The following is a 23,812-nucleotide window of genomic DNA, read 5'->3' on the forward strand; positions in this document are numbered from 1 at the left end:
GCAGCAGACTGGATCAAGCCATAACAGGCCCTAGTCTAATATTCTTTATTTTCATAATGATTATTTGTTATCCTTGTTAAACAAGAAGATTTTTCTGTTGAACAAAAATTTCATAAATAAAAATAATTATTTAAAACTATCAAAAAGATGTATTTTTGATAGTTTTAGTGTTATAGTTATTTAAGTATAGTTTTAAGATATCAAAAACATACTATCAAAATTAACAGGTAATTTTGATAAATTTTAATGATAAAATTTCAGGAGGAATAATTGTGAATGAAGAAGCGCAAAAATCATTATCAAATTTAATATCACTGTCCTATGGCAACGATAAATATCAAATCTGCATTAAGGACTTCCTTCTATCTTGGTGGGATGAAGTCACATTCGGAATTTTCGATATGCATAGGTTATCTTGTTTGGATGATGAAAAGAGAAAGGATATTTCAAATGTTTTTTCATACCTCTGCCTAACAGGATTTATATATCCTAGTCAAAGCACTCCATATTTTGAAAAATTAGAGAGACTTGCAAATTGGGAATGGGAAAACAGAGAAGAATTAAGAACTGGAGAGCACATATATGGATGAAGAATATTTTTTAAATAGTCTACAAAGACAGATTATAAGTCTCAGACATGCAGAGCGTATGGAAAAATTGAAAGAATATTACCTGCTATTTTTTAAGAAACATCTTAGATCTAAAAATTTCGACGATTTTAGAAAGCAAAGTGTTTCTACTGTTTTGAAAAACTATCAAAAAGCCCTAGAGAAAATAGTGAGTGTCAGGTCATTGGATGATTATGACAGACTTTTGCGTTCTTCTGGCATAGATGAAATTGTTCAGCGTTTTGTTATCTATGCAATTTTAAAACAGGAAAAGTATGAACAACCGGTTGGCTTTGCTGACATTATCTATGTGGCTGTGGGGGAATTGATTTTACGAGAGAGTGAAAGAGTGTTGGGAGGGTTCAATAGAACACGTGATGCTATCTGTGCTGATTTTTTCAAGATGGTCACACCATTTTCTTTTGCAGATGGCGATAGTGTTGCAACTTATTGTTCTAACGAAAGATTCTCAATTTTAGAAACATTAAAAGCAGAATCTATGAAAAACAGGAGCACAACATGATTTATGGTTATGCTCGTGTTTCTACCACTGATCAGTCTGCTGATATGCAAATAAGGTCACTGATGGATGCAGGTGTTCCAGAAACTTGCATCTATCAAGATGTGTTCACAGGTACCAGCAAGGATAGACCTGAATTCTCCAAGCTGTTGGAACAGGTTCAGGGAGGTGACACCATCATCTGTTGGAAGCTGGACCGCCTTGGCCGTTCTGTCAGCCACCTGTCTATCTTGCTTGAGGATATGGATAAGAAGGGCGTGACCATCAGGTCATTGGTGGATGGTCTTGATACGTCCAACAAATCATCCAAAATGCTGTATCATATGCTTTCCATCGTATCAGAGATGGAGCGTGACAACATTCATGCTCGTGTCCTTGAGGGTATATCAAATGCTCAGAAATTCGGGACAAAATCAGGAAAGCCAATAGGCAGACCAAAAGTTGACCGTATGAAAATTGAACAGGCGATAGACCTGATGCAACAAGGAAAATCTATCCGAGTTGCATCAAGAAGAACAGGAATTGGAGAAGCTACTTTATATAGAAGGTTAGCTAAATTTAAAGAAAATCAATTTAAAAAGGAGAATGTTTGATGAAATATAATAAGAAAATAGCTTACGAAATAAACAAAAATATTTTACCAAAATGTCTATTTTTTCTTTTTTGTTCCGGATATTCTTTAGATAAAAACATTATAAACTATAATGTTTTTATCATTTTGTGTGTTTTACAATTTTTATACGTTTACGTGTACACTCAGGGGAAATAAATTACTTCAAGAAAAACAGGAAGCAAAACCTAATAAATCAACAAAAATCCAAATCCCAAATGCAATGCATATTATAGATATAACTAGTGCTAATATCCAAAATTTCTTCTGAGCTTCATCACTGTTTTTTAATACAATTGATATAATAAAAATCGCTATACCAATTAAGAAAATTATACCTCCCCCAATGTGAGATGGTCCTAAATAATTCACTATCTTCCCAATTTTCAACATATGTTATCCTGACTTTCGATTTAAATTACTCTGCGACAGTTTTCTTACGACCACGTATTTTAGGCTCAGGTGCTATGGCAGGTTCTCCTGCCATTTTTGGTTCTTTTGCGTTAGATTTACGACCTAGCCCCAAATCTCTAGCCAGTTTTGACCGCGCTTCCGAATAGCCAGGGGCAGACATGGGATAATCGCGTGGAAGCCCCCATTTTTCCTTATAGGATTCTGGCGTCAGCCCGTAGTTCGTCATGAGGTAACGTTTCAGCATCGTCATCTGCTTGCCGTCTTCGAGACAAACGAGATAATCATGATGAATGCTCTTATTGACAGGGACAGCAGGAATCAAAGGCTTCTGAGGTGCTTCTTCCTTTTCTTCATCAGACATTTTTAATTCCTCTCAAAACATCCATAACCTTATCAGATAAAATATTATTTGTCTGATAAATTTGAAGAAATTCATCTCTATTCATTATAGAGGTGAATTAAATCAATTGGAAGTTTTACTTTATCAATAAATTCTACAGATTCTGATTTGGAAAGGTTAGAACCATATCCTGAACCCACTTCTCCTGTCTCGTGCCCAAATATTTTATTTACAATTTCGTGGTTAATCCCAGAGACACGCAGCATTTGCCTGAAAGTATGTCTGAATGAATAGCAGACGAGATTATCTTTATCTATTCCGATATCATCAATATAGCGGTTAAGGCGTTTGGACCAGGCATCAGCCTCATCTTGAACATTTGCATTCGGATAGGGAATGAGCTTCAAACCCTTTCGTTCTTGTTCCCTGGCATAATTCAGAAAACCTACTTTTTGCAGTTGCGGAAGAATAGGAATTAAGCGGGGACTATTTTGCATCTTTGTTCCAGAGGCTCGCAAATCAAGGCAGGGAATACCATCGAGGTCATAAAGCTTTGAAGGTGCCATACAGATTTCTTCTGTCCTTGCCCCTGTCAAAGCCATTGTGACGAAGAACCAAAAATCAGGAAGCTTGTCTTTTGTATATCCAGGAGTTGAACGGGAGGCTCTGGACTTATAACCGTCAAAAAGAGGGCTGTTAAAGAACAGGGTTAATTCCCTGTCTGTAAAGGCGCGTCTGATGTCTTCCTGTCGTCTCAGTTTTTCGTTCTGTGTCTTGGCACGGGGTTTAATGTCATCAAAGCTTTTATCTTCCAGATAATCAGCATTAATGCACCATTTTAGAAAGACTTTAAGCGAGCCAAGGTTCTTGTTGATGGTTGTATGGCTCAGGGTCTGATTGGGTTTATGGCTTGAAGGTTTGTCACGCAGGTAATCGGCATATTTTTTCAGGTCGGCTTTGGTGAGGTCTCGGGCATATTTGTTTGTTACCAGTGCTTCGAAGTCCCTGAAAACTGTTGTGTAGTTTTTGCGAGTATCTTCGGAATAGCCGGGATTATCTTTGTAGAACTCTGCAATCAGGTTCATCCAAGGAACATCAGGGTATTTTTTCTGGTCAGGTTTCGAGGGGGTGGGTGTTACCTGTTGGGACAGCAGGGCTTTCTGTAACCCCTCAATCATGCCCTTCTGGTGAGCATCACGCGCAAACCATGCCGAAAGTCTGGCAAGTTCGAGCGTCTGCTTGCGTTCGCTATTGTCTCTGGCTTCCTGAGTGACCAGCAGGTTCAGCATCATTTTGACGTTTCTGAGGTCTTCAGGCGGAAGGGCTCCAATCGTGTCCGCATGAGCAAGAACAAAGGCTTTGAGGTCAGAAACGTCTGCCGTGCCATCCCGCACGTCAGCAATCTGTTGAACCAGTGTCTTCCTGATATCCATAAACAACCCTGACAGCGAGGCGACTAGCCCGACAGCACGGGCCTGAGCCGTCCTTCTATCAGAAGTTCGAAGAGTCCGAACCAGTTGTGTGCCAAGGAAAGGGGTAAGGTCAGACGGAATACGAACGCGGACATACCATGTCTGGTGTCGTCTGAGCATGTAAGGAGTAGGCAATTCTGGCGTCCCGTATGTAGCACAAACATGTGACACATCGAGGGAACCCAGAATTTTTAGCCAACAAAATCAATCACTTGTGGTGATTGGTATCCCGTACGGGATTCGAACCCGTGTTGTCGCCGTGAGAGGGCGATGTCCTAGGCCTCTAGACGAACGGGACATAGAGGGTTGGGCGGTTACTACGGCAAAACCGGAGCGGGCACAAGCGGCGAAAATGCTGCGTGCGGAAGTGTGGTTTGCGGGCAACAGAACGTTACTAAGAAGACCAATGGAAAGCCCTGCCTCAGAATTTTATTGATACGTTATATCGTAACGTATAAGCCGTGAATCAGATCGTTCTCAAAACCATGAAAGCCCGTTTCTGATGCTGGTATCTCGTCTCTCTTTTTTGCTGGCATGTTCAACTGTTTGCACGACAGCCGGATTTCTGTTCTGTGTTGAAAAAGCGCAGGCTCAGGCATTGCCCATGGGCACATCGCAGAATCTCCAAACGGTTCAGCCAGCACGTAAAGAGAATACTGCGCAGGCGGAGGGCGCGGCGCGGGCTTCAAAGCGTAGGCTAAAGCAGGACGATACAGCCAAGGGCAAGCCAACCGGACAGGAAACGGTGTCTATCCAGCCTGGCCTTGCGAATGTTCCAGAGCATGTCACGGTTACAGCGCATCTGGATCGCGCCAGATCAGACTTGCAGCCGGATACAGGGGCGACAGTGTATCGGTTTGATCGTAAGGCGTTGGAGACTATTCCCGGCGGGGATAATGTGCCGTTGAATCAGGTTCTGTTACAGGCACCCGGTGTTGCACAGGATAGTTATGGGCAGATCCATGTGCGTGGCGACCATAATGAAGTCCAGTTCCGGCTGGACGGTGTGCAGTTGCCAGAAGGGCTGAATGTTTTCGGGCAGGCGCTGATGACACGTTTTGCCGATAGCATGTCTCTTACAACCGGCGCGCTACCCAGCGAATTCGGATTTTTGCAGGCTGCTGTGGTCGATATCACAACTAAAAATGGCACGACGAATGCAGGTGGAAATGCATCAGTTTACGGTGGTGCGCGTGACTATTTCTTACCCTCGCTGCAATATGGCGGGCATCAGGGGAAATGGGATTATTTCGCAACTGCGGATTTTGTTCATGATCGCGTTGGCATTGAAAACACGACCCGCTCTTTCAACGCTGTGCATGACCTGAGTAATCAGTACCATTTCCTCGGGCATTTGCGATACACGGCCGATGAAAATACACGCGTCAGCTTTATTGCGGGTGTTTCCAATGCGGAATATCAGCTGCCCAATAACCCCGGTTTGCAAACGCAGTTTGCGGAGCCGTCTTATGTTGGCAGTAATGTGGCGCAGAAGCTGAATGGCAGCGTGGATAGCGCGAGCCTGAACGAACGCCAGAAACAGATTACAGATTTCGCTATTTTAGCTCTTCAGAAAGAGATCGGTAAATTCAGCTTGCAAAGCTCTGTTTTTACGCGATACAGCAGCCTGCGTTATTCACCGGATGAACTGGGGGATCTGGTTTATAACGGTATTGCCCAACGGGCGGCCCGCTCTGTTTTTTCTACGGGCACACAGCATGATGTAACGTGGCATGCGGCAAAAGATCATACCGTGCGCTTTGGATTTCAGGTTTTTGTGGAACGCACGGTTTCAAAGACAGACTCAACAGTTTTTGCAGCTGATGGTGTTAATGAAGACGGAAACCCGACATTCGATTCAACGCCCGTGAAAATTTACGATGGCAGTGGTAAAACTGGTACGGTTTACGGTCTGTATGCACAGGATGAATGGAAGCCGCTGCGTAACCTGACAATCAACTATGGGCTGCGTTTTGATGGTGTGAGTGAATATACAAGCCAGAAGCAGGTCAGCCCGCGTCTAAATCTTGTATGGAAGCCTTGGAAAGGGGCTACGGTACACGCCGGTTATTCCCGTTACTTCACGCCTCCGCCGTTTGAAGTTGTGAGCAGTTCCGCACTGTATAAATTTGCGGGCACGAGTTCTGCCTCAGCCGTTATGCAGAATTCAACTGTCCGGGCGGAGCGTGACCACTATTTCGATGCCGGTATTCAGCAGCAGATCCTGCCCGGCTGGCGCGTTTCTTTTGATGCTTATTACAAGCTGGCTAATAATCTAATTGATGAAGGTCAGTTTGGGGCTCCAATTGTTCTGAGTGGTTTTAACTACCGCAAAGGACAGGTAAACGGCTACGAGGTCAGCACGTCTTACGATAAAGGGCCGCTGTCCCTGTATGGGAATTTTTCATGGTCCCGTGCTATCGGTAAAGATATTACCAGCGCACAGTTCAATTTCGGACAGGATGATCTGGATTACATCCGCAATCGCTGGATTCATCTGGATCATGATCAGCGTTGGACGGCCTCTGCGGGGGCGGCTTACAGCTTCTTCCACAGAAGTTGGCACCCGCTGCGTGTGTCCGCCACCATGGTGTATGGCAGTGGCCTTCGGGCCGATGGTGATGTGCCAAACGGGAACGTTGTTCCGCAATACGCAACATTTAATTTTGCCGCGGTACAGACCTTCAAAAATCTGTTTGGGCATTCCTTCCTAGGGAATACACAGGTGCGTCTGGACGTGACCAATTTGTTTGACCGTGCTTATCTGTTGCGTGATGGAAGCGGTATTGGGGTTGGCGCGCCGCAATATGGCCTGCGCCGGACCATTCTGACCGGCATTACCCAAAGCTTCTAAAACCTCAATGTCAGAAAATAATTGACTATTATTTGTAAAATATTTTCTGACTTTACACGCTCTCCATATAAATAATTTAATCCTCACTTCATTTATGAAGTGAGGACAGAATAAAATTTCAAAAAGCCTCTATTAACGTTCGGAAGCGGATGATAGAGGGTGATTTGTTCAGTCATAAAAATATTTACGCGTAGGACTGTGTGGGTCTGCTGTATTATGCGGCGAGCAAGCGTATTTATTGTAAACAGACTTGGGATATAGTAAAAGCCACGTCTGTTTGCACAGGCCGTCTCGGACGTTTGGGAGAGCACACAATGGTACAATCAAGGCGAACAGTATCCGCCCAGTCCAGCCACCCTGAAAAAGATACGAAGCCGCAGGATATTGTGTCTCCGGGGGCCGAACTTGGCCAGAGAATGAAAATTCTGCGCAAAGCTGCCCGACTGACGCAGCAGCAGGTTGCAGATGCGCTGGGTGTTTCCCGGCCTGCCATTGCATTCTGGGAGACTGGGCGGGAAGGCAGCGCAAGAAAGCATATTCCCAAGCTGGCGGCACTGTTTGGTGTGGAGCCGGAAATTTTCCTGACAGGCTATGTACAGGAAGATATCGCTCTGACAGTCACCCCAGATGAATATGATGTCCTACGACTTTACCGCATGCTTGACCCATCTCGTAAGGTTTCGGCCCAGAAGTGGATAGAAAGACAGGTCAGAATGTGGCGCGAGAGCGAAGACGCGTCCTGAGACTGTCTACGCCATCATATCCGTATTCAGCCCAATTTATTTTGCGTATGGCAGGGGGAATGCGGGTTTGTGAGGGAACTCTCATCCTGTTGATTGACTTAAAAACCTGATTGAAAGGTGGTTAAGACAGGGAGAGCACAATGGGACGTGCCGTCTTTTTTCTGCTGGTGGGGTTGGGAATGGCGCTGATGCCGGGCTTTGCTGGGCCGGGGCACGCGTCAGACATGACTCCGGTTGTAGCGGAAATTCCTGCGGTGGAAGACGGCTTGTATCACGTTGATGGCCTGCGCACGCAGGTGGTTTTTTCTGTCTCCTGCCTGAATGTCAGCCGTTATCATGGCATGTTTTCAGATGTGTCAGGCACTCTCCAGCTTGATTCCGGGCATCCGGAACGCTCGCATGTCACGTTACGCCTGCCCGTACAGTCTTTGACGACAACGTCAGGTTCTGTGGCGGAAGTGCTCTCGGGCAAGGACTGGCTGGACGTCCGGAAATATCCCAACGCAGAGTTTGTCTCCACGCAGATTGTTCCCGATGGTCCGTCACAGGCCAGAGTTGCCGGACGTTTGACATTGCATGGCGTGACACGTCCCGTGCTGCTGCGTGTCCATTTTGTGGGGGCAGGCACAAATCCGCTGGATCAGGCCTATACTGTGGGGTTTGAAGCGCGAGGGACTATTCAGCGAAGTGCCTTCGGGCTCAGAGCAGCTTTGCCTGCCGTTGGCGATGACGTGAAACTCAATCTAACGGGCGTTTTTGAAAAAGGCCCGTCAGAAACCGAGTGATACGTAGAGTGACATATTGCTCACGGCCTGTGCAGGGCGAGAGCCGTTGCCGTTGCAATATCTTTGCGCAACGCCACAACATTTCCTTTCCCATCTGGATGCACGCGGTTGGTCAGGATCAAAACAAAAGTCTCGTTGTCTGGTACAAGCCAGAGCGATGTGCCAGTAAACCCGGTATGCCCAAAGGAATTCGCTGGGAAATAATCGCCACGGGGTGACGAATAATGCGTTGCAATATCCCATCCAAGGCCGCGCAGATCAGATTTTCCGGCGGGTTGTTGTGGTGTGGACATCAGCACGAGGGTCTCGGGCCGCAGTGGAAACGGAGAGGCGTGCCCGGCGCGGCGGGCAAGCAGCGCATGGGCGTAGGTCAGCATATCCGCCGCGCAGGAAAACAGGCCGGCATGTCCGGCAACACCGCCCATGCGGCGCGTTGTTGGGTCATGCACTACGCCACGGAGCATTTTATTCTGCTCATCATACTGGGTAGGGGCGATACTGCTTTGCAAAGCCTGATCCGGCAAAAAGAAGGTCCGGGAGAGGCTAAGCGGCTGGAGAATATTCCGGGTCGCGTAAATATTTAGCGGCAGACCAGACAGTTTTTCAACAATCAGGCCCAGTGTAATGAAGTTGATATCACTATAAACAAATCGTTCACCGGGCGGGTTGATAGGGTGCGCGTCTATAACACGTTGCACAGCAGCCTCCTTTCCCTGCCAGACCGTTGAAAGGTCAAGGTCCGGGGCTAGTCCCGAATAGTGGGTGAGGAGAAGCCGGATGGTAATGGCCTCTTTGCCGTTGGTGGCAAAGGCGGGGATGTAGGTGCTTACCGGGGCGTCTAGCGTCAGAAGGCCGCGTTCATAAAGCTGCATGATTGCGGGCGCAGTAATCAGAACCTTGGTGAGAGACGCCATATCAAACAGCGTATTCCACGTCATGGGCTCTGGGTGCGGTACCAGCGCACGATTGCCAAAGACACCTTTCCAGAGCGTTTGTCCTGCCTGCCCTACCGCGGCAACGGCCCCCGGTGTTTTGCCGTCCTGAACGGCTTTTTTGAAAATCTGATCCAACGCGTCAAAACGATGTGTGGAGGCAGTTTGCGCCTGTGCGGCGTTCAGGCCAAGCGCACTTAACCCGGTGGCCAGTGTGCCAGTTTTCAGAGCCATGCGGCGGGAGAGGCGGAGTGGGGTGGGCATTGGCGGGTGTCCGAAATGAAAGAAACAGACTGAACGTTGGAGTGTAGGGGAGAAATGAACTGTTCCGCTAGAGCAAGAAATCCCTCTCTGTGCGCCATGCAAAGAACGGTTGCTGTCACCGCTTGCGTTTTATGATTCAGCCTGTTCAACATAGCGGAATGTCAGATTAAAGCGGGTCGGGCCGGTGAGAGGGTGCATGCCCTCTTCCAGTGGTTTGACGCCATGATAGTGCAGGCGTGCTTTACCTCCCCACACCAGTACATCGCCATGTTCCAGCAAAACCGGGTGCGGACGTGTTGTGCGGTGCAGGCCGCCCCATAGAAACAGGATAGGCAGACCGAGGGAGACGGAGACAATCGGCTGCGTCATATCTCCTTCGTCCTTGTCCTGATGTGCAGTCATACGGGTCCCGGCCTCGTAGCGGTTAATGAGGCAGGCATTGGGTCGGAAGTTTTTAAAGCCCGCGGCTTCTGCGCTTTGACACGCAAGCTGAAAAAATGACGATGGCATGGCTGGCCAGTGCGCCTGTGTGGTCGGGTCTGTGCGTGTATAGCGATAGCCTGCCTGATCGGTAATCCAGCCCCATGTGCCGCAGCTTGTCATAGCAACAGACATCTGGCGGCCTCCGGGTGTTAGCATCCGGCGGAGGGGAGCCGCGTGGAGGACGGGGGCAAGAGCATCCCACAGGTCCGCAATATGACTCAGCGCAAAACCACGCAGCAGTGTTGCACCGGGACTGAGAGTGACACGTTTTGGTCTTGTGTCTGCCAACCCCAGATCCATCTGGCCGAAACCAATAGGCGGCAGGTTGTCTGGCATGGAAACACCCTTCCGGCAGAATGAAACCAGAGGGTGCCGAACCACAGCGGCCAGAGCAACAAAAATTATGTGCTACAAAAACGAAAATCCCGCAGAGGCAATAGTGCCTCTGCGGGGTCTGAAACAATGTGGGCTTGATCTGGTGAGTAGGCTGCTTAGGAGATGGTGGAAGAGGAATTTCTCATGTCGTCTACCGGACCTGCTTCCAGTGCGGCTGGCAGTTCAGCCGCAGGTTTGATGAGTGTGACAAGCCCGACGACCACCAGATTGACAATAAGTGACAGCAGCCCGGTGGAAACCATGCCGGAGAGTGGCCCCAAAGCAACCATATGGATAGGTTTCAGCCCGTCCATCCAGCATAGACCCAGCCCGACAATGCCGCCCACGGCCCAGCCAGCCAGCATGGCAGCCGAGGAGAACCGGATACGCAGCAGGCCAAGAACGAGGGCCGGGAAGGTTTGCAGAATGATCACGCCACCCAGAAGCTGGAAATCAATCGCGAACTTGGCGTTCAGGAACAGCACGCAGAACAGGGCGCCAACTTTAACGGCCAGAGCCGTGATGCGGCTTGTGCGGACAGGGTTTTTCTGCGGAGGCAGTAGGTTACTGGTAACAAGGTTGGCAGCGCCAATGGCCATAACGGCTGCGGGAACCAGCGCACCCACCGCAATGGCAGCAAAGCAGAAGCCGCTGAACCATGCCGGGAAAATCTGCTGGAACAGCAGCGGCACAACCATGGTGGCATTGTCTGTCTTGATGCCTGCGGTGTGGGCCATCAGCCCCAACATGGCGATCAGCCCCAACACAACGGTGTAAATCGGCAGAAAGACAGCATTCTGACGAATGGTGTCCGCAGATTTTGCTGCCAGAATACCAGTAAGCGTATGCGGATACAGAAAGGCCGCCAGCGCGGAGGAGAGAGCCAGCGTGGCATAAGGCAAGCCCTGACCGGCATGCAGCACAGGCTGGGTTGTATCAGCCCCCGCAAACAGCGCGCTGTAGCCGCCCATATGCAGCGGAATGACCGTAACCGCCACCAGCACGGCAATGTAGATCATGATGTCTTTGATAAACGCCGTCAGTGCTGGTGCATGCAGTCCGCCCAGCCATGTGTAGGCTGCGAGGGATACAAAGGCGATAACCAGCGGAATATCCCCCGGCAGCCCCAGCGCCTGAATGACGGTGCGGATGCCAATAAGCTGGAGGGCAATATACGGCATAACGGCCACCAGCCCGGTAAGGGCCACCACAATTTCTAGCCCACGGCTGTTAAAGCGGGCGCGTACAAGGTCGGCCGCTGTGGAATGGCCACCAGCATGCGCCAGCTTCCACAGGCGCGGCATGACCAGAAAAATGAAGGGGTAGACAATAATGGTATAGGGCAGAGCAAAAAAGCCGTAGCCTCCTGCGGCGTAGACCAGTGCGGGCACGGCAATTACGGTGTAGGCGGTATAAAAATCCCCCCCCACCAGAAACCATGTAACCCACGCGCCAAACTGGCGGCCACCTAGAGACCATTCTTCCTCAGAAGAAACAGTTGCGGCTTTTCCGCCGCCAAACAGGCCACGCAGCCACTGGATGGAACTGCCGATGATGATGGTCGCGGCAAAAAAGAGGATAAAGACGCCGAGCGCCCAGGGATTAATCCCGTTCATGCGTCATGCCCCTTTTTCCAGACAATCCAGATCAGGATGGATGTTACCGGCACCCAGGCAAGCTGGTACCAGTAGAAAAAGGGGAAGCCGAACAGTACGGGCGTGTAGCGGTCGTACAGGGGCGTCCAGAGCAACCCGAGAAAGGGTAGCAGGAGCAGCAAAGTCAGAATTTTCATTTTAAGACGACCGGAGCCTGTTATTTTTGTTTTGAACCCGTCTTAGTCATGCATGTGGCTGCACGGCTGTCAATCGTCTGGTGCATAGTCACGCGAGCTTGATGTGGATTATGTGTTTTTTCTGCCCAGACGCGGCATTTTCGCCAGCCCTTGTCATAACGCATAACGAGGATGGGCGTCTTTCAGGACTCCCGGTCTTTCATGGGGCGTAGCCAAAGGACCGGGATTTTCTAACAGGCGGATTAGTTGGTTTTTCTGTGCTGCAACACGGCGTTGAGGCGGTCACTATACTGGCGATAGCTGCCTTCGGGCACGCAGCCCATTTCTTCCAGATCTTCCAGATCCGCCCCGTGGTTGATCCACGTGTTCACTTCCCGGAAATCCAGCGCGGCGGGAATGGTATGGGCTTCAAACACCAGTGGATTTTCTTCCCCTTGTGTTGCGCCAAACGGGAGGAAGTTTTCGGCTTCAGGCACCTTGCTGCCGTGTAGGCTGATTTCACCGCACACAATCTGCTTATCACCAGACGTGTGAGTGCTGATTTTTCTGAACTTCGGCTGGTCCTCCGCAAAGCGTTTGCTCAGCATGTGCAGGGTGGATTTGACAAACGGGCTTGCGTTTTTGTCGCTGCCATCAACGACCGTCTGTGCCTGAGCGGCACCCACAGCGGGGAGCAGGGAGAGGCTTTGCAGGCTCAGGCAAAGAATAAGGGCACGTTTCATGGTCAGGTCCTTTTTATACGCTGGCCGCATGGTGCCTTGCCGGGGCGTGAAGATCAATCGCTCCCTCTGCTTCAATCAGCACAGCAGAATTACAGCTTACGGTCAGCGGGGTTAATGCCGCCACATGTCAGACGGCCACCGGGCGTAGGGAAAGGCACGCCGGTTGTTGCGGGCAGAGACAGAGGTAGGCCGCGCAAACTACGCACCGCCAGAAACCCGAAGCACTCGGCCTCCAGCGCATCACCGTTCCACCCCAGAGCCTCTACAGGCTGCACGGTGCCGGATAGTTTTTCCGCCAGCATGCGCATCAGCGTGGGGTTGCGGCGGCCCCCACCACAGATAAACCAGTGCAACGGCTGCTCTGGCAGCGGCGTGCTGGCAATGGCGGCGGCAGTGAAAGCGGTCAGTGTTGCAGCACCATCTTCAACGCTGAGGGAGGAAATCTGCTCCAGTGCCTGATGGAAAGTCAGCCGGTCCAGTGATTTCGGCGGCGGTTTACGGAAGAAGTCATGGGCCATAAGGGCAGAAAGGCTGGCGGTATCAACCGTTCCACTCGCGGCGCAGGCACCGTCAAAGTCGCAGGGTTGTCCGGTGTGCCGGAACATCCAGTCATCCAGCAGGGCATTGCCCGGCCCGGTGTCACAAGCGAGCACGTCACCTGCGCGGGTTATAAGCGTGAGGTTCGCTACGCCGCCAATATTCAGCACGGCCACCGGAACCGTATGCTCATGGAGTAAAGCGGCATGATAGAGGGGAGCCAGTGGCGCGCCCTCGCCACCGGCCTGAACATCGGCGGTGCGGAAATCATGCACCACGGGCAAATCGGTTGCGGCGGAAAGGCGGCTGGCGTTGCCGATCTGCCATGTACGTCCCGGCGCATGGAGAATGGTCTGCCCGTGCAGACCGAGCACATCCACGCGGATATTTCCCGCTTGTGCGCGCACTGCCTGCACAGCCTGCGTATGCACATCCGTCAGGGCGTCTTCTGCGTTGAGTAACTCCGCATCGTTTGGCGCAAGGCTGGCCGCACGGTCCAGAATCGTCCGCAATCTGGCGCGGAGGGGGGCCTCATACGGTATGGTCAGGGCGGGACCATGGTGCAAAACCCTCACACCATCAGTCGTAATCAACGCGGCATCTACTCCGTCCAGCGAGGTGCCACTCATCAGCCCAATGGTCGTCAATGGCGCGCCAACACCAGCCTCTACGGATGCAATCTTGTTTGCCCCAGTGCTTTCCAGCATATTTTCCGATGTCACTGTGGGGTGTCCATGGGGGCGTTAGAACTTTCCACTCCGGGAATCAGGTGGTCCGAGCCAACATGCCAGAGCAGAATGCGGTCCCGCCCAACTTCATTAATATGGAGCGCCATCAACCCTTCCCGCACGCGGGCCATACTCATCAGGCGCGCACCGGGGGGCAGCACCGGGAGTGTCGCGGCAGTCTGCAAAGGCACTGGCGGCAGAGAGAGTGCTGCATCAATGGGCGGCTTGTGCGCACCCATCCGGTGAATGATCACACCGACCAACCCAACAGTGCCCACCACAATCAGAATCCCCATGCCGATAACAGCGGCCATCAGTGCTTTGGGTGTGCCCGGTGTTTGTTCCATGCTGTTTTCTGCTTTTCTCTACTTAGCGTGCTGAGGCGGTCTGAATACGGCGCTTCATGGTGTCAATCACGGTCGGTAGACCGTCGAAAATGGCCTGTCCAATCAGGAAATGCCCGATATTGAGTTCCATAATTTCTGGAAGCGCTGCCACAGACGCTACATTGTCATAAGTCAGGCCATGGCCAGCATGCACTTCCAATCCGGCCGCTGCTGCGTACGTTGCCGCAGCGCGTAAACGTTCAAGCTCGCCCACGCGGCCTTCCGCATACGCGCCGGTATGTAGTTCCACCACCTGCGCGCCCGCTACCACGGCGGCTTCAATCTGGGCAGGGTCTGGGTCAATAAACAAAGAAACGCGAATACCTTTTTCTACCACCGCCTGCACGCGCGGCTTGAGGGCGGCAAGCTGTCCGGCAACATCCAGTCCGCCTTCCGTGGTCAATTCCTCTCGCCGTTCCGGCACAATGCAGCAGGCATGCGGCAGAAGTTCGCACGCAAGGGCGACCATCTCATCCGTCGCGGCCATTTCCATATTCAGGGGGGCTTCAACCTCCGCCCGCAGGCGTTTTAAGTCAGAATCGCGGATATGGCGGCGGTCTTCGCGCAGATGCGCGGTAATACCATCCGCGCCGGACTGTATGGCCAGCAGGGCAGCGGCCACCGGGTCCGGATGCACGCCTCCACGGGCGTTCCGCACGGTAGCAACATGGTCAATATTCACGCCAAGCCGAATGGGGGGACGGGGTGAGGCTGTCATGATGCATTCCTTCGGTTTTCGACCAATGTGGCAGCCAGCCTGAGTGCGGCCAGCAAGCTGTGCGCGTCCGCCTTGCCAGTGCCCGCAATGTCAAAAGCCGTGCCATGATCGGGGGATGTTCGGATAATGGGCAGACCGAGCGTAATATTCACACCCTCGGCCATATCCAATGTCTTGAGCGGAATTAGTCCCTGATCATGATACATGCACAAAGCAACGTCGTACCGTGCTCGTGCTTCCGGCGTAAACATGGTGTCCGGTGGCAGGGGGCCGGTAATGGCCACGCCCTCTGCTTGGAGCGTGCGGATGGCGGGGATGATGCACTCCAACTCTTCCCGCCCCATGAGGCCGCCTTCTCCCGCATGCGGGTTCAGGCCTGCTACGGCAACACGCGGGTTGCTCAGCCCGAAATTGCGTTTCAGCCCGTCCACTGTTGTGCGCGCTGTGCGAATAATCAGTTCCGGCGTTAACTGTTCAATAGCTTTGCGTAACGCCACATGGACGGTAACTGGTACAACCCGGAGAGACGGGCCTGCCAGCATCATCACATCTTGGCCGGGCACCCCGCACAGTTCCGCCAGATAGCCTGTATGGCCGGGATGAGTAAATCCTGCCTGTTTCACAACATCTTTGCTGATAGGGTTCGTCACCACAGCAGAGGCTTGACCCTTCTGCACAAGGCGCACAGCCTGCGTAATACTCTCAATCACGCTGCCAGCATTCCGACTGTCGGGCATGCCGGGGGTGACAGGTGCAGCCAGAGATAAGGGTAAAACCGGAATGGCGTCCTGAAACACGTTGCGCGCTTCGGCTATGGTGCCAACCACGCGTACTGGGGCCGCTGCGTCCAGAAGGGTGGGGTCTCCCAGAAACACAAAAGACGGCCCGGTTTCCCGCAGAGCCTCCCATGCTTTGACAGTAATTTCCGGGCCAATCCCTGCCGGGTCTCCTTGTGTCAGCACCAGCATGGTGGTCAGTCCCCCTGTGTCTGCGGAAAATCAGTGTTTATTCTGCGCCGCCAGAGCGTAAAGTACACGGATCCATGAGCGCATGCCTTTATGGAAACAACTCAGATCATATTTCTCGTTGGGAGAGTGGACACGGTCATCTTCTAGCCCAAAGCCGATCAGGAGGGAGTCCATGCCCAGTGCTTCCTGCACTTCCGTTACAACGGGGATGGAGCCGCCGCACCCGATAACAGCCGCCGGATGCTGCCATTCTTCTTCCAGTGCTTTCAGTGCTGGAGGGAGGAACGGCATGTCTGCTGAAACAATGCTGGCACGGGAACCACCATGCGCCGTGAACTCTGCCTTACAGTCCGCAGGCAGGCGTGTTTCAACATGCGCGCGGAAGGCCGCGCGGATGGCTTCCGGGTTCTGATTGCCAACCAGACGGAAGGAGACTTTCGCCATGGCTTTGGAGGGCAGGACTGTCTTGAAACCCTTGTCTTCATATCCGCCGCTGATGCCGTTAATTTCACAGCTTGGGCGGCACCATGTCTGTTCCAGCGCGGTATAGCCAATCTCGCCCGCGGGCAGGCTCAGGCCAACCGGCGCGAGGCCATCAGCGTCAGTGGGGCCGATCTTGCGCCACAGGGCGCGGGTTTCTTCAGGAATAACCGGGACGCCCTCGTAGAATCCCTGCAACGTGACCCGTCCTGTCGCGCCATCACGCAGGTCAGACAGAATATCGCACAGAAGCTGGATGGGATTGCGGGCGGCATTGCCATACATGCCGGAATGTAAGTCCCGATTCGCGCAGGTAATGGTCACTTCCTCGCCCACCATGCCGCGCAGCATGGTGGTAATGGCGGGCATGCCACGGCCCAGCATCCCGGTATCGCAAATCAGGGCGACATCGGCTTTCAGTTCGTTGCGGTTGGCTTTGAGGAAGGGCATCAGATTGACGCCGCCAGATTCCTCCTCGCCTTCAATCAGCATCGTCACGCTCAGCGGCAGAGTGCCATCCGCGGCACGGAGGGCGCGGCAGGCTTCCACAAAGGTCATAACCTGCCCTTTGTCATCCGCCGCACCGCGTGCGGTGATTTCCATCTCGCCTGTTGGGCCTTTAACCAGAACCGGCTCAAACGGGGCGGAGGTCCACAGGTTGAGCGGGTCAACGGGTTGGACGTCATAATGGCCGTAGAATAACACATGCGGGGAGCCTTCCGGCCCTTTGGCATGGGCAACCACCATCGGGTGGCCGGGTGTTTCACGCGTGCTGGCCTCAAACCCAATTTCGCCCAGTTCCTTGACCAACCACTCCGCAGCCTTGCGGCAATCAGGAGCATGGTCGGGCTGGGTGGAAATGCTGGGGATACGCAGCAGGTCAAAAAGACGGTTCAGGCTGTCATCGAGCCCCTTATCTGCCAGATCAAGAGCGGCCTGTTCTGTCATGACTTCATCCTCTGCGTCATAAAGCACCAAACATATCAGGCCCAGCGGCCTGTCATGCTTCTGCAATCACACGATTTGGCAGCAGAGGAAAGGTCAGAAACCGTCCGGGGTGAATTCCGCCAGAAATTGATATAGCAGGTTGGGGGTATATCCATAGTCTATCGCCATCACCGCTTCCGGGTGCGTAATACGATACCATGCCGGGTCAAAATGGCTGGAAAGCACCACGGTGTCCGGCATGTTTTTGTTGGCGTGCAGCAGATGGATAAAAGGAGGCAGGTGCGCATGGTCCGGGTTTTCGGGCCGATTGCGGATATAGAAAGCCGGATTGAAGAACAGGTGCCCGGACCGATGCTCCTTGTCGCCAGACCGCAAAAAATGGTCATAGCCATTGGCAAACCCATTTTTCTCAAGGTTGGCCAGACTGATATCCGGGGAACTGGACGTATAATACCGTTCAGAGAACAGATAGTGCGGAGACTGTGTTTTAAAACCAATGCGACAGTAATGCTCAAACCCAGAGCGGGATTGGCCTGAAGAAATTTCGATCAATGCTTCCGAGCAGTTCCGCCGATACCATTCTTCATCAAAATAGCGGTTGGGAGAGTGGCCGGAAAAAGCGCCCTGCTCTTCATACCACGTCTTGAGTTCTTCGTCTGAAAACGAGAGGACGTCCCCCAGAACAGCTTTATATTCTTCCCTGTACCATGCAGGGTCAAAGGCTTTCCAGAGGGGAGGGAACTGGAGTGACGTCATCGCATCAGGCTTTCTTCAGAACACCAAGAAGAGCAGGTTGTGGTTTAACTCAACCCTGAGCGCGCCGATTGCGCCAGAGTTCAGCAAAATCAATCTGCTGGACCACAACCGGCAGGAAGCCTGCTTCGCGGCTGAGAGTCACCAGCAGATTCCGCGCACCGGGGAACAGCAGGCGAGGGGCTTCAACCAGCAGCAGCGGCTCAAAGGTTTCTGCCGTGGAATGGTTAAGCGTGAAAATTCCGGCATAGGTCAGTGCAGCTTCAAACAGGCGCGCAGGCGCTTCCCCATTCTGGCCGGGGGCTGTCTGGCCCTGACACTGCATAATCAGTTCAACTTCAAAATTCGGCGCATTTTCACCAATCTGATTGGCGCGAACATCCACCTTAATGGCAACCTGTGGCCGTTCATGTGCCAGCGCATAAACAGTCGGGGCTCCGACAACCTGAAATGTAACAGCTTTAACGTACTGGATTCCCATCAGAACGCCGGGCTTTGCAAGAATGCTTGCCGCGCCGCCAACGGAATCTGTCATAAGGTTGTTCTGGTCAGCCATGGTGTCCAAAGGCTCCTGTCGTCAAATTATCAATCTGCAAGGGATAACGAAGAAATATCACAAAGAGCTGGAGCAGTAACAGATTAGTCTCAGCTATGCGAGAGGGAGGCCCCCTTATTACCGGGCAAAACCAGTATTAAAACATCAAACCTTAACAAAAATTTGGGGTATAGAGGGTCACCAGCTTTTACGTCTTTCTTTCATCTGCTTCCTTGCTCTCTGTACATTGGAAGGCTACGAGATACCTATGATCAGACTCACCGTTGTTATCCCCTTTCTGCTGGCTCTTGTCATCTTCAGCGCGAGTAATCAGGACCCGCTGGATATGTGGCTGCTTACCTATAGCTGGAAATGTTCAGCCGGTGTGCTGGCTCTGATTGTCGCAGCGATTTCCTTTATCATGGGCGCGTTCTGCCTCTGGGTGGCTGAACTGGTGCAACGCCGCCGTGCCCGCAAGGCGGAACAGCGGATCAAGGAGTTGGAAGTGCAATTAGCACAGGTTCAGGCGGCTTCCGCCGTGGCGGCGCCGGGCGTGGTGCATACCCAAACAGTGGCTGGTCCTGCTTCCCTTTCTCCCGTACAGGAAGATCGTCTCTGACATGACGCGTAAAATCGGCCTGATTGCAGCACTTGATACACAAAATGCAGCCACCGCGCAGACATGGGTACAGGCTGTTGCGCCTTCTGCCGGGGCAGTAAAGCTAGGGCTGGAATTTGCCTATGCTGCGGGGTTTCAGGCTGTGGCCGATGTCGCCGGTGCAACCCCGCTTTTTCTAGACCTCAAGCTGCACGACATCCCCAATACGGTCGCGGCGGCCATCAAATCTCTATCCTTTCTGCGTCCCCGTATGCTGACCCTGCACGCGTCTGGTGGTTTGGCCATGATGGAAGCCGCCCGTAAAGCGTGTGATGAAGCGTTTCCTGCGGACGCACGTCCTTCTCTGCTGGCTGTAACGGTGCTGACCAGTCTGGATGATCACGCTCTGGCAGAAACGGGGGTAATGGACGGCGCGCGCGCGCAGGTATTGCGGCTGGGTAAATTGGCTATGCAGGCCGGAATCGACGGGCTGGTCTGCTCCGCGCATGAACTTGCCCCGTTGCGCGACACGTTGGGCGATACACCTCTGCTGGTCACGCCGGGTATCCGCCCCGCTGGCAGTCAGGCCGGGGACCAGAAGCGGATTATGACACCGAGTGAAGCCCGCAAGGCGGGAGCCGACTGGATTGTGGTTGGGCGTCCCATCACGCAGGCAGCCGATCCTGCCGCTGCTGCTGCCGCTATCGCGGCAGAACTGGCTGCATAACGTGACGTTCTCCCCGGCTCCCGGCGTCCGTGGTGTGAAAATCTGCGGGCTGACGGAAGAGGCTGGGTTTGATGCCTGTGTCACGCATGGCGCAGATTGGGTCGGATTCGTGTTTTTTGAGCGATCTCCACGCTATGTAACGCCTGCGCAGGCGCGTGCCCTTTCGGCTCGCCATGTCGGAGGTCCGGCGCGGGTCGGGCTGTTTGTGTATCCTGATGATGACACTCTGGCCCGTGCGCTGGATATCGTCCCGCTGGATGTTTTGCAGATTTACGCATCTTTTGAGCGGGCTACTGAAGTGCATGCGCGCTTTGGGGTGCCAGTCTGGCTGTCTCAGCCGGTTTCGACAGGTGCCGATTTGCCCACCACCCGTCGCGCTGGTGTTGAACGGCTCCTCATTGAGCCAAAGCCGCCGACCACCGCTACACGCCCCGGAGGAAACGCACAACAACTGGACTGGAGCCTGATGCAGGGATGGGCACCCCCGTTCCCATGGATGCTGGCGGGCGGCCTGAACCCCGATAATGTGGTGGAGGCTGTTATTGTAACCGGGGCTCCAGCGGTCGATGTGTCTTCTGGGGTGGAAAGCGCTCCCGGCATTAAAAGCCCCCGTGCGATTGCGGACTTCATTCATAAGGCCCGATCCGTTACTTTTTCTGCCTGAAGACTAAAAACGGTCGTTTTCCCTCTTGCCTGATCCGTCAGAGTTGCTATTACCACTCCCGCGCCGGAGAGATGGCCGAGTGGCTTAAGGCGCACGCTTGGAAAGCGTGTGTACGTTAATAGCGTACCCAGGGTTCGAATCCCTGTCTCTCCGCCATTTGATATATCCCATAACAGTCCATAGCGCTTATTTCGCATAAACATTGGCGGTTTTATGCTGTTTATGCGCTTTATGATGCTCTGTGATGTTCCTTCAAGCTCAAGCATTGTGGGGGTGGGTATGGGGGTATCATTTCAAGGGTGGGGTATCGATGCTGACAGATGTTCAGTTGCGTCGCCTCACGCCACGAGAGAAACCATACAAGCTTTCGGATACAGGCGGACTGTTCATTCCCGTGCAGACCAGTGGTTCGCGATTATGGCGCATGAAATATCGTTTTGGCGGGAAGGAAAAACTGCTCTCTTTTGGTGCCTATCCGGAAGTGACTCTGGCAGCCGCACGTGAGGCGCGCGATCAGGCTCGGGCCGAAATCCGGGCTGGCCGTGACCCATCGTTGACGCGTCGCCAGCGTCAGGCCGAAGCAAAACGTGTCGATAAACAACTCCGCCATGTTGGCGAGAAATGGATGGAGGCGCAATCCGCACGCTGGACAAAGCGGCACGCGGAAGATGTGCGCACAAGTCTGGAGCGTCTTGCTTGGCCAGATCTTGGTCATATTGATTTGGATGACATCACGGCCCCGATGGTGCTGGAGACCATCAAGAAGATTGAAGCGCGCCGCGCAAAAGAGACTACCCGCAGAGTGCGTCAGAGATTGAGCGCGATCTTTCTGTTTGATATGGCGCACGGTCTAGGTACACATGACCCGACTTCCGTGATTAAAGGCGCACTGGCTCCTCTGAAGAAAGGACGACAACCCGCCCTCATTGATCTTGATGCGCTGAGACAGCTCTTTCAGGACGTCGAAGCCATTCCGGCCCATCCGGTTACGCTTCTGGCCATACGTTTTCTGATCCTGATAATGACACACCGGTCAATTTCCTGCGACAGTCACAATTCTGCTCATAATGGTGCTACCTGAAAACTGCTGACGTCGATCATGAAACTGCCATCGGCCTCAATCCCGAAATAGCGCGTGACATCATCCGGCGCGGCCTGTTGCAGGGAGCGGATGGCCGCGACCCGTTCAGGGGGTGTTTTCGTCCGCGCCACCCAGCTTTCGAAATCCATGCGCAGACGATGTGTCCCGACGCTCTGAAGAATAAACCCCGCCTGTCCCAGCAGTGTCGTCCATTCGGCCACCGTATAATCCCGGACATGCGATATATCACGTAGCAGTTCCATCGACTGCAACCAACTGTCCAGTAGGCCGAACGGAGGGGCTGTCACATCAATGAATAAAGCCACCCCTGATGGTGCCAGCACACGTCGTGCCTCCCGCAGACCTGCTAGCGCCTCAGACCAGTGATGGGTCGTGAAGCGACAGAAGACGGCGTCGAAGCTTTCATGTTCAAAAGGGAGCTTTTCTGCGGGAGCCTGCACGGTCGTGACGTTGGACAGTCCCTGTCGTGCTGCTTCCTGCGCAACGGCATCCAGCATCGGACCAGTCACATCGCAGGCGACGACCTCTCCAACAAGGGGGGCAAGCCGATAGGTGACGTGACCTCCACCGCAGCCGATATCCAGAACACGTCGTAGTTTCTTGCCAGCCACCAGGCTTTCGAGCCTGTCCAGATCGCAGCCCTGACTGTGGACCGTACTGGCCACATAATCCTGCGCCCGTAAGGCGTAGTGCTTTGCCGCATAAGGTTCCGACATCTTTTCTGTCTCCACCGTTTTATGATTCGTTGCAGTTCAAGCTGCCAGATGCAAAAAACAGGGATAAGGTCTTTCTTTATACTGGTATAAAAACCACCATCATGAGTCTTTCCTCCGAACAGCATCGTGCCCTCGGGATTTTCCTGCGCGCGCGTCGTGATACCCTCTCACCGGGGGATGTTGGTCTGCATCCGTTACCAGGACGTCGTCGGGCAAAAGGGTTGCGGCGGGAAGAAGCCGCCCAACTCTGCGGCATCAGCACGACCTGGTATACGTGGCTCGAACAGGGCCGGGATGTCTCCTGTTCGGCGGCGACGCTGGCACGCATTGCCACAGCCCTGCATCTTTCCTCTGCTGAACGATTGTACCTGTTTGAACTCGCGCAGATGAAAGACCCCGATGCGTCGCGGCCTTCTATGGCATCAGGCCTTCCCGAGGAGGTCCAGATCTTTCCCGAGCAGATGGCAGTGCCATGCTATGTGCTCGATCCCTTGTGGAATGCCTGTGCCGCCAATAATGCGGCCCGGCATCTTTTTGTCGGTTGGCTGGATGGTAAAGAACGCAATCTGCTGCGTTATGTTTTTCTTGCCTCGGATGCCCGCACGTTTCTCGATGATTGGGAAAGCAGTGCGCGGCGGGTGTTGGCGGAATTTCGGGCTGTCAGCATTCGTGGGGATAGAGAACATGTGGACGCGCTTGTGCGGGAACTTCGATCCCGAAGCCTAGATTTTGAGCGGCTATGGCACAACCAGAGCGTGTTGCTGCGGGCGGGTGGCCCCCGTAAATTCCATCATCCCATTGATGGCCCCGTTGATTTTGACCAGACCACTCTCACTTTTACAACATGGTCGCAGTATCAGTTGGTAGCATTGAAACCACGATAACTCTTTTGAAGTCAGACTGTCCGCTTTCCGGATGATCAAACATATCCCCTTGTGACCGAGATGAGGCGACTGCCGACGGTCTGGTTTCAAATCACTGAGCAGACCGGTGGTTAAGAGGGATTGCGGAAAGGCAGCTTCCGGGAACGCCCTGTCG

At 52.9% G+C, this 23,812-nt stretch carries 27 protein-coding genes, 2 tRNA genes and 1 pseudogene; 12 read left to right on the forward strand and 18 right to left on the reverse strand.

The annotated features are described in order from the left end of the window. The first annotated feature begins 272 nt into the window (after nucleotides 1–272). From AD949_RS13945 to AD949_RS01565, 3 genes are read left to right on the forward strand one after another with little or no spacing between them, the layout of a single operon-like run. A complete protein-coding gene (locus AD949_RS13945; protein WP_141325464.1) occupies nucleotides 273–590 on the forward strand; it encodes a DUF7673 family protein in 318 nt (105 codons plus the stop codon). After that, on the forward strand, nucleotides 583–1,131 hold the full coding sequence (locus tag AD949_RS01560; RefSeq protein ID WP_048836865.1) for a hypothetical protein: 549 nt from the start codon (nucleotides 583–585) through the stop codon (nucleotides 1,129–1,131). Before AD949_RS13945 ends, AD949_RS01560 begins: the two co-directional genes overlap by 8 nt. Then, a complete protein-coding gene (locus AD949_RS01565) occupies nucleotides 1,128–1,721 on the forward strand; it encodes a recombinase family protein (protein WP_048836866.1) in 594 nt (197 codons plus the stop codon). Before AD949_RS01560 ends, AD949_RS01565 begins: the two co-directional genes overlap by 4 nt. A 182-nt stretch (nucleotides 1,722–1,903) precedes the next feature. On the opposite strand, the gene AD949_RS01570 is transcribed toward AD949_RS01565, so the two are convergent. From AD949_RS01570 to AD949_RS01585, 5 genes and pseudogenes are all read right to left on the reverse strand, one after another. Continuing rightward, nucleotides 1,904–2,131, reverse strand: a complete 228-nt coding sequence (locus AD949_RS01570; protein ID WP_048836867.1) for a hypothetical protein — start codon at nucleotides 2,129–2,131, stop codon at nucleotides 1,904–1,906. Between the two features lie 25 nt (nucleotides 2,132–2,156). Then, nucleotides 2,157–2,513, reverse strand: coding sequence for a MucR family transcriptional regulator (locus AD949_RS01575; RefSeq protein ID WP_052944601.1), 357 nt, complete (start codon nucleotides 2,511–2,513; stop codon nucleotides 2,157–2,159). 77 nt (nucleotides 2,514–2,590) lie between these two features. Continuing rightward, on the reverse strand, nucleotides 2,591–3,925 hold the full coding sequence (locus tag AD949_RS01580) for a phage integrase SAM-like domain-containing protein (protein WP_048836868.1): 1,335 nt from the start codon (nucleotides 3,923–3,925) through the stop codon (nucleotides 2,591–2,593). Then, nucleotides 3,926–4,084, reverse strand: a pseudogene (locus tag AD949_RS14705) (DUF6538 domain-containing protein); the annotation flags it as partial. It abuts the gene before it with no gap. A gap of 102 nt (nucleotides 4,085–4,186) precedes the next feature. Then, nucleotides 4,187–4,262 (reverse strand) — tRNA-Glu (locus tag AD949_RS01585). Nucleotides 4,263–4,466: 204 nt separating this feature from the next. Here AD949_RS01585 and AD949_RS01590 point away from each other — a divergent pair. The 3 genes from AD949_RS01590 (at nucleotide 4,467) to AD949_RS01600 (ending at nucleotide 8,346) form a co-directional block, all read left to right on the forward strand. Beyond that, nucleotides 4,467–6,818, forward strand: coding sequence for a TonB-dependent receptor (locus tag AD949_RS01590; protein WP_048836869.1), 2,352 nt, complete (start codon nucleotides 4,467–4,469; stop codon nucleotides 6,816–6,818). 314 nt (nucleotides 6,819–7,132) lie between these two features. Continuing rightward, nucleotides 7,133–7,561, forward strand: a complete 429-nt coding sequence (locus AD949_RS01595; RefSeq protein WP_082064875.1) for a helix-turn-helix domain-containing protein — start codon at nucleotides 7,133–7,135, stop codon at nucleotides 7,559–7,561. Between the two features lie 140 nt (nucleotides 7,562–7,701). Then, nucleotides 7,702–8,346, forward strand: a complete 645-nt coding sequence (locus AD949_RS01600) for a YceI family protein (RefSeq protein ID WP_244463450.1) — start codon at nucleotides 7,702–7,704, stop codon at nucleotides 8,344–8,346. A 20-nt stretch (nucleotides 8,347–8,366) separates the two neighbouring features. Here AD949_RS01600 and AD949_RS01605 read toward each other — a convergent pair whose 3' ends face one another. The 12 genes from AD949_RS01605 to AD949_RS01660 all read right to left on the reverse strand — a co-directional run bounded on the left by AD949_RS01605 (nucleotide 8,367) and on the right by AD949_RS01660 (nucleotide 18,988). Next, nucleotides 8,367–9,542: a serine hydrolase domain-containing protein gene (locus tag AD949_RS01605; RefSeq protein WP_048836871.1), complete on the reverse strand. Its 1,176-nt coding sequence runs from the start codon at nucleotides 9,540–9,542 to the stop codon at nucleotides 8,367–8,369. Nucleotides 9,543–9,671: 129 nt separating this feature from the next. Next, nucleotides 9,672–10,361 carry a DNA oxidative demethylase AlkB gene (alkB, locus tag AD949_RS01610; protein ID WP_048836657.1) on the reverse strand — a complete coding sequence of 230 codons (690 nt, stop codon included), beginning with the start codon at nucleotides 10,359–10,361 and terminating at the stop codon, nucleotides 9,672–9,674. A gap of 155 nt (nucleotides 10,362–10,516) precedes the next feature. After that, nucleotides 10,517–12,016 (reverse strand): sodium:solute symporter family protein, encoded by a 1,500-nt coding sequence (locus AD949_RS01615; protein ID WP_048836656.1) that lies wholly within the window; start codon nucleotides 12,014–12,016, stop codon nucleotides 10,517–10,519. Then, nucleotides 12,013–12,192, reverse strand: coding sequence for a DUF3311 domain-containing protein (locus AD949_RS01620; protein WP_048836655.1), 180 nt, complete (start codon nucleotides 12,190–12,192; stop codon nucleotides 12,013–12,015). Before AD949_RS01620 ends, AD949_RS01615 begins: the two co-directional genes overlap by 4 nt. A gap of 242 nt (nucleotides 12,193–12,434) precedes the next feature. Continuing rightward, nucleotides 12,435–12,914, reverse strand: coding sequence for a hypothetical protein (locus AD949_RS01625; RefSeq protein WP_048836663.1), 480 nt, complete (start codon nucleotides 12,912–12,914; stop codon nucleotides 12,435–12,437). Nucleotides 12,915–13,003: 89 nt separating this feature from the next. Beyond that, nucleotides 13,004–14,158, reverse strand: a complete 1,155-nt coding sequence (locus AD949_RS01630) for an anhydro-N-acetylmuramic acid kinase (RefSeq protein WP_082064848.1) — start codon at nucleotides 14,156–14,158, stop codon at nucleotides 13,004–13,006. An 11-nt stretch (nucleotides 14,159–14,169) separates the two neighbouring features. Continuing rightward, the gene (locus AD949_RS01635) at nucleotides 14,170–14,526 is read right to left on the reverse strand and encodes a hypothetical protein (protein WP_048836654.1); all 357 of its coding nucleotides are present in this window, start codon (nucleotides 14,524–14,526) and stop codon (nucleotides 14,170–14,172) included. Nucleotides 14,527–14,548: 22 nt separating this feature from the next. Then, nucleotides 14,549–15,283, reverse strand: coding sequence for a pyridoxine 5'-phosphate synthase (locus AD949_RS01640; protein ID WP_048836653.1), 735 nt, complete (start codon nucleotides 15,281–15,283; stop codon nucleotides 14,549–14,551). Continuing rightward, entirely contained in the window at nucleotides 15,280–16,251 is a 972-nt protein-coding gene (gene pdxA / locus AD949_RS01645) for a 4-hydroxythreonine-4-phosphate dehydrogenase PdxA (protein WP_048836652.1), read from the reverse strand. The genes AD949_RS01640 and pdxA overlap by 4 nt, the downstream gene beginning before the upstream one ends. A gap of 30 nt (nucleotides 16,252–16,281) precedes the next feature. Beyond that, complete coding sequence (locus AD949_RS01650; protein ID WP_048836661.1) at nucleotides 16,282–17,679, reverse strand: dipeptidase; 1,398 nt, start codon at nucleotides 17,677–17,679, stop codon at nucleotides 16,282–16,284. Nucleotides 17,680–17,772: 93 nt separating this feature from the next. Next, nucleotides 17,773–18,435 (reverse strand): hypothetical protein, encoded by a 663-nt coding sequence (locus tag AD949_RS01655; RefSeq protein ID WP_048836651.1) that lies wholly within the window; start codon nucleotides 18,433–18,435, stop codon nucleotides 17,773–17,775. A gap of 49 nt (nucleotides 18,436–18,484) precedes the next feature. Continuing rightward, the gene (locus AD949_RS01660) at nucleotides 18,485–18,988 is read right to left on the reverse strand and encodes a protein-export chaperone SecB (RefSeq protein WP_082064846.1); all 504 of its coding nucleotides are present in this window, start codon (nucleotides 18,986–18,988) and stop codon (nucleotides 18,485–18,487) included. Nucleotides 18,989–19,235: 247 nt separating this feature from the next. Here AD949_RS01660 and AD949_RS01665 point away from each other — a divergent pair, with 247 nt between their 5' ends. The 5 genes from AD949_RS01665 to AD949_RS01685 all read left to right on the forward strand — a co-directional run bounded on the left by AD949_RS01665 (nucleotide 19,236) and on the right by AD949_RS01685 (nucleotide 22,037). Beyond that, a complete protein-coding gene (locus tag AD949_RS01665; protein ID WP_048836650.1) occupies nucleotides 19,236–19,586 on the forward strand; it encodes a lipopolysaccharide assembly protein LapA domain-containing protein in 351 nt (116 codons plus the stop codon). Nucleotide 19,587: 1 nt separating this feature from the next. Next, nucleotides 19,588–20,292 (forward strand): orotidine-5'-phosphate decarboxylase, encoded by a 705-nt coding sequence (gene pyrF / locus AD949_RS01670; RefSeq protein WP_048836649.1) that lies wholly within the window; start codon nucleotides 19,588–19,590, stop codon nucleotides 20,290–20,292. A 1-nt stretch (nucleotide 20,293) separates the two neighbouring features. Beyond that, entirely contained in the window at nucleotides 20,294–20,956 is a 663-nt protein-coding gene (locus tag AD949_RS01675; protein WP_048836648.1) for a phosphoribosylanthranilate isomerase, read from the forward strand. Nucleotides 20,957–21,021: 65 nt separating this feature from the next. Next, nucleotides 21,022–21,112 (forward strand) — tRNA-Ser (locus AD949_RS01680). Between the two features lie 154 nt (nucleotides 21,113–21,266). After that, entirely contained in the window at nucleotides 21,267–22,037 is a 771-nt protein-coding gene (locus tag AD949_RS01685) for a tyrosine-type recombinase/integrase (RefSeq protein WP_048836647.1), read from the forward strand. On the opposite strand, the gene AD949_RS01690 is transcribed toward AD949_RS01685, so the two are convergent. Next, nucleotides 22,019–22,789: a class I SAM-dependent methyltransferase gene (locus AD949_RS01690; RefSeq protein WP_304515716.1), complete on the reverse strand. Its 771-nt coding sequence runs from the start codon at nucleotides 22,787–22,789 to the stop codon at nucleotides 22,019–22,021. The genes AD949_RS01685 and AD949_RS01690 overlap by 19 nt on opposite strands. A gap of 86 nt (nucleotides 22,790–22,875) precedes the next feature. Here AD949_RS01690 and AD949_RS01695 point away from each other — a divergent pair, with 86 nt between their 5' ends. Then, a complete protein-coding gene (locus AD949_RS01695) occupies nucleotides 22,876–23,658 on the forward strand; it encodes a helix-turn-helix transcriptional regulator (protein WP_048836659.1) in 783 nt (260 codons plus the stop codon). Nucleotides 23,659–23,812 lie beyond the last annotated feature (154 nt).

Origin of the sequence: Acetobacter orleanensis, assembly GCF_001581005.1 — a bacterium.
Classification (GTDB): Bacteria; Pseudomonadota; Alphaproteobacteria; order Acetobacterales; family Acetobacteraceae; genus Acetobacter; species Acetobacter orleanensis.

What these genes read in the sequence shown, in the direction of transcription:
- AD949_RS01615 (WP_048836656.1), bottom strand. Translation starts at nt 12,016, where the DNA reads ATGAACGGGATTAATCCCTGGGCGCTCGGCGTCTTTATCCTCTTTTTT.
- AD949_RS01620 (WP_048836655.1), bottom strand. Translation starts at nt 12,192, where the DNA reads ATGAAAATTCTGACTTTGCTGCTCCTGCTACCCTTTCTCGGGTTGCTC.
- AD949_RS01600 (WP_244463450.1), top strand. Translation starts at nt 7,702, where the DNA reads ATGGGACGTGCCGTCTTTTTTCTGCTGGTGGGGTTGGGAATGGCGCTG.
- AD949_RS01595 (WP_082064875.1), top strand. Translation starts at nt 7,133, where the DNA reads ATGGTACAATCAAGGCGAACAGTATCCGCCCAGTCCAGCCACCCTGAA.
- AD949_RS01640 (WP_048836653.1), bottom strand. Translation starts at nt 15,283, where the DNA reads ATGACAGCCTCACCCCGTCCCCCCATTCGGCTTGGCGTGAATATTGAC.
- AD949_RS01685 (WP_048836647.1), top strand. Translation starts at nt 21,267, where the DNA reads ATGCTGACAGATGTTCAGTTGCGTCGCCTCACGCCACGAGAGAAACCA.
- AD949_RS01630 (WP_082064848.1), bottom strand. Translation starts at nt 14,158, where the DNA reads ATGCTGGAAAGCACTGGGGCAAACAAGATTGCATCCGTAGAGGCTGGT.
- AD949_RS01580 (WP_048836868.1), bottom strand. Translation starts at nt 3,925, where the DNA reads ATGGATATCAGGAAGACACTGGTTCAACAGATTGCTGACGTGCGGGAT.
- AD949_RS01605 (WP_048836871.1), bottom strand. Translation starts at nt 9,542, where the DNA reads ATGCCCACCCCACTCCGCCTCTCCCGCCGCATGGCTCTGAAAACTGGC.
- AD949_RS01655 (WP_048836651.1), bottom strand. Translation starts at nt 18,435, where the DNA reads ATGACGTCACTCCAGTTCCCTCCCCTCTGGAAAGCCTTTGACCCTGCA.
- AD949_RS01565 (WP_048836866.1), top strand. Translation starts at nt 1,128, where the DNA reads ATGATTTATGGTTATGCTCGTGTTTCTACCACTGATCAGTCTGCTGAT.
- AD949_RS01660 (WP_082064846.1), bottom strand. Translation starts at nt 18,988, where the DNA reads ATGGCTGACCAGAACAACCTTATGACAGATTCCGTTGGCGGCGCGGCA.
- AD949_RS01625 (WP_048836663.1), bottom strand. Translation starts at nt 12,914, where the DNA reads ATGAAACGTGCCCTTATTCTTTGCCTGAGCCTGCAAAGCCTCTCCCTG.
- alkB (WP_048836657.1), bottom strand. Translation starts at nt 10,361, where the DNA reads ATGCCAGACAACCTGCCGCCTATTGGTTTCGGCCAGATGGATCTGGGG.
- AD949_RS01650 (WP_048836661.1), bottom strand. Translation starts at nt 17,679, where the DNA reads ATGACAGAACAGGCCGCTCTTGATCTGGCAGATAAGGGGCTCGATGAC.
- AD949_RS01590 (WP_048836869.1), top strand. Translation starts at nt 4,467, where the DNA reads ATGCTGGTATCTCGTCTCTCTTTTTTGCTGGCATGTTCAACTGTTTGC.
- AD949_RS01695 (WP_048836659.1), top strand. Translation starts at nt 22,876, where the DNA reads ATGAGTCTTTCCTCCGAACAGCATCGTGCCCTCGGGATTTTCCTGCGC.
- pdxA (WP_048836652.1), bottom strand. Translation starts at nt 16,251, where the DNA reads ATGCTGGTGCTGACACAAGGAGACCCGGCAGGGATTGGCCCGGAAATT.
- AD949_RS01575 (WP_052944601.1), bottom strand. Translation starts at nt 2,513, where the DNA reads ATGTCTGATGAAGAAAAGGAAGAAGCACCTCAGAAGCCTTTGATTCCT.
- AD949_RS01560 (WP_048836865.1), top strand. Translation starts at nt 583, where the DNA reads ATGGATGAAGAATATTTTTTAAATAGTCTACAAAGACAGATTATAAGT.
- AD949_RS01635 (WP_048836654.1), bottom strand. Translation starts at nt 14,526, where the DNA reads ATGGAACAAACACCGGGCACACCCAAAGCACTGATGGCCGCTGTTATC.
- AD949_RS01570 (WP_048836867.1), bottom strand. Translation starts at nt 2,131, where the DNA reads ATGTTGAAAATTGGGAAGATAGTGAATTATTTAGGACCATCTCACATT.
- AD949_RS01665 (WP_048836650.1), top strand. Translation starts at nt 19,236, where the DNA reads ATGATCAGACTCACCGTTGTTATCCCCTTTCTGCTGGCTCTTGTCATC.
- pyrF (WP_048836649.1), top strand. Translation starts at nt 19,588, where the DNA reads ATGACGCGTAAAATCGGCCTGATTGCAGCACTTGATACACAAAATGCA.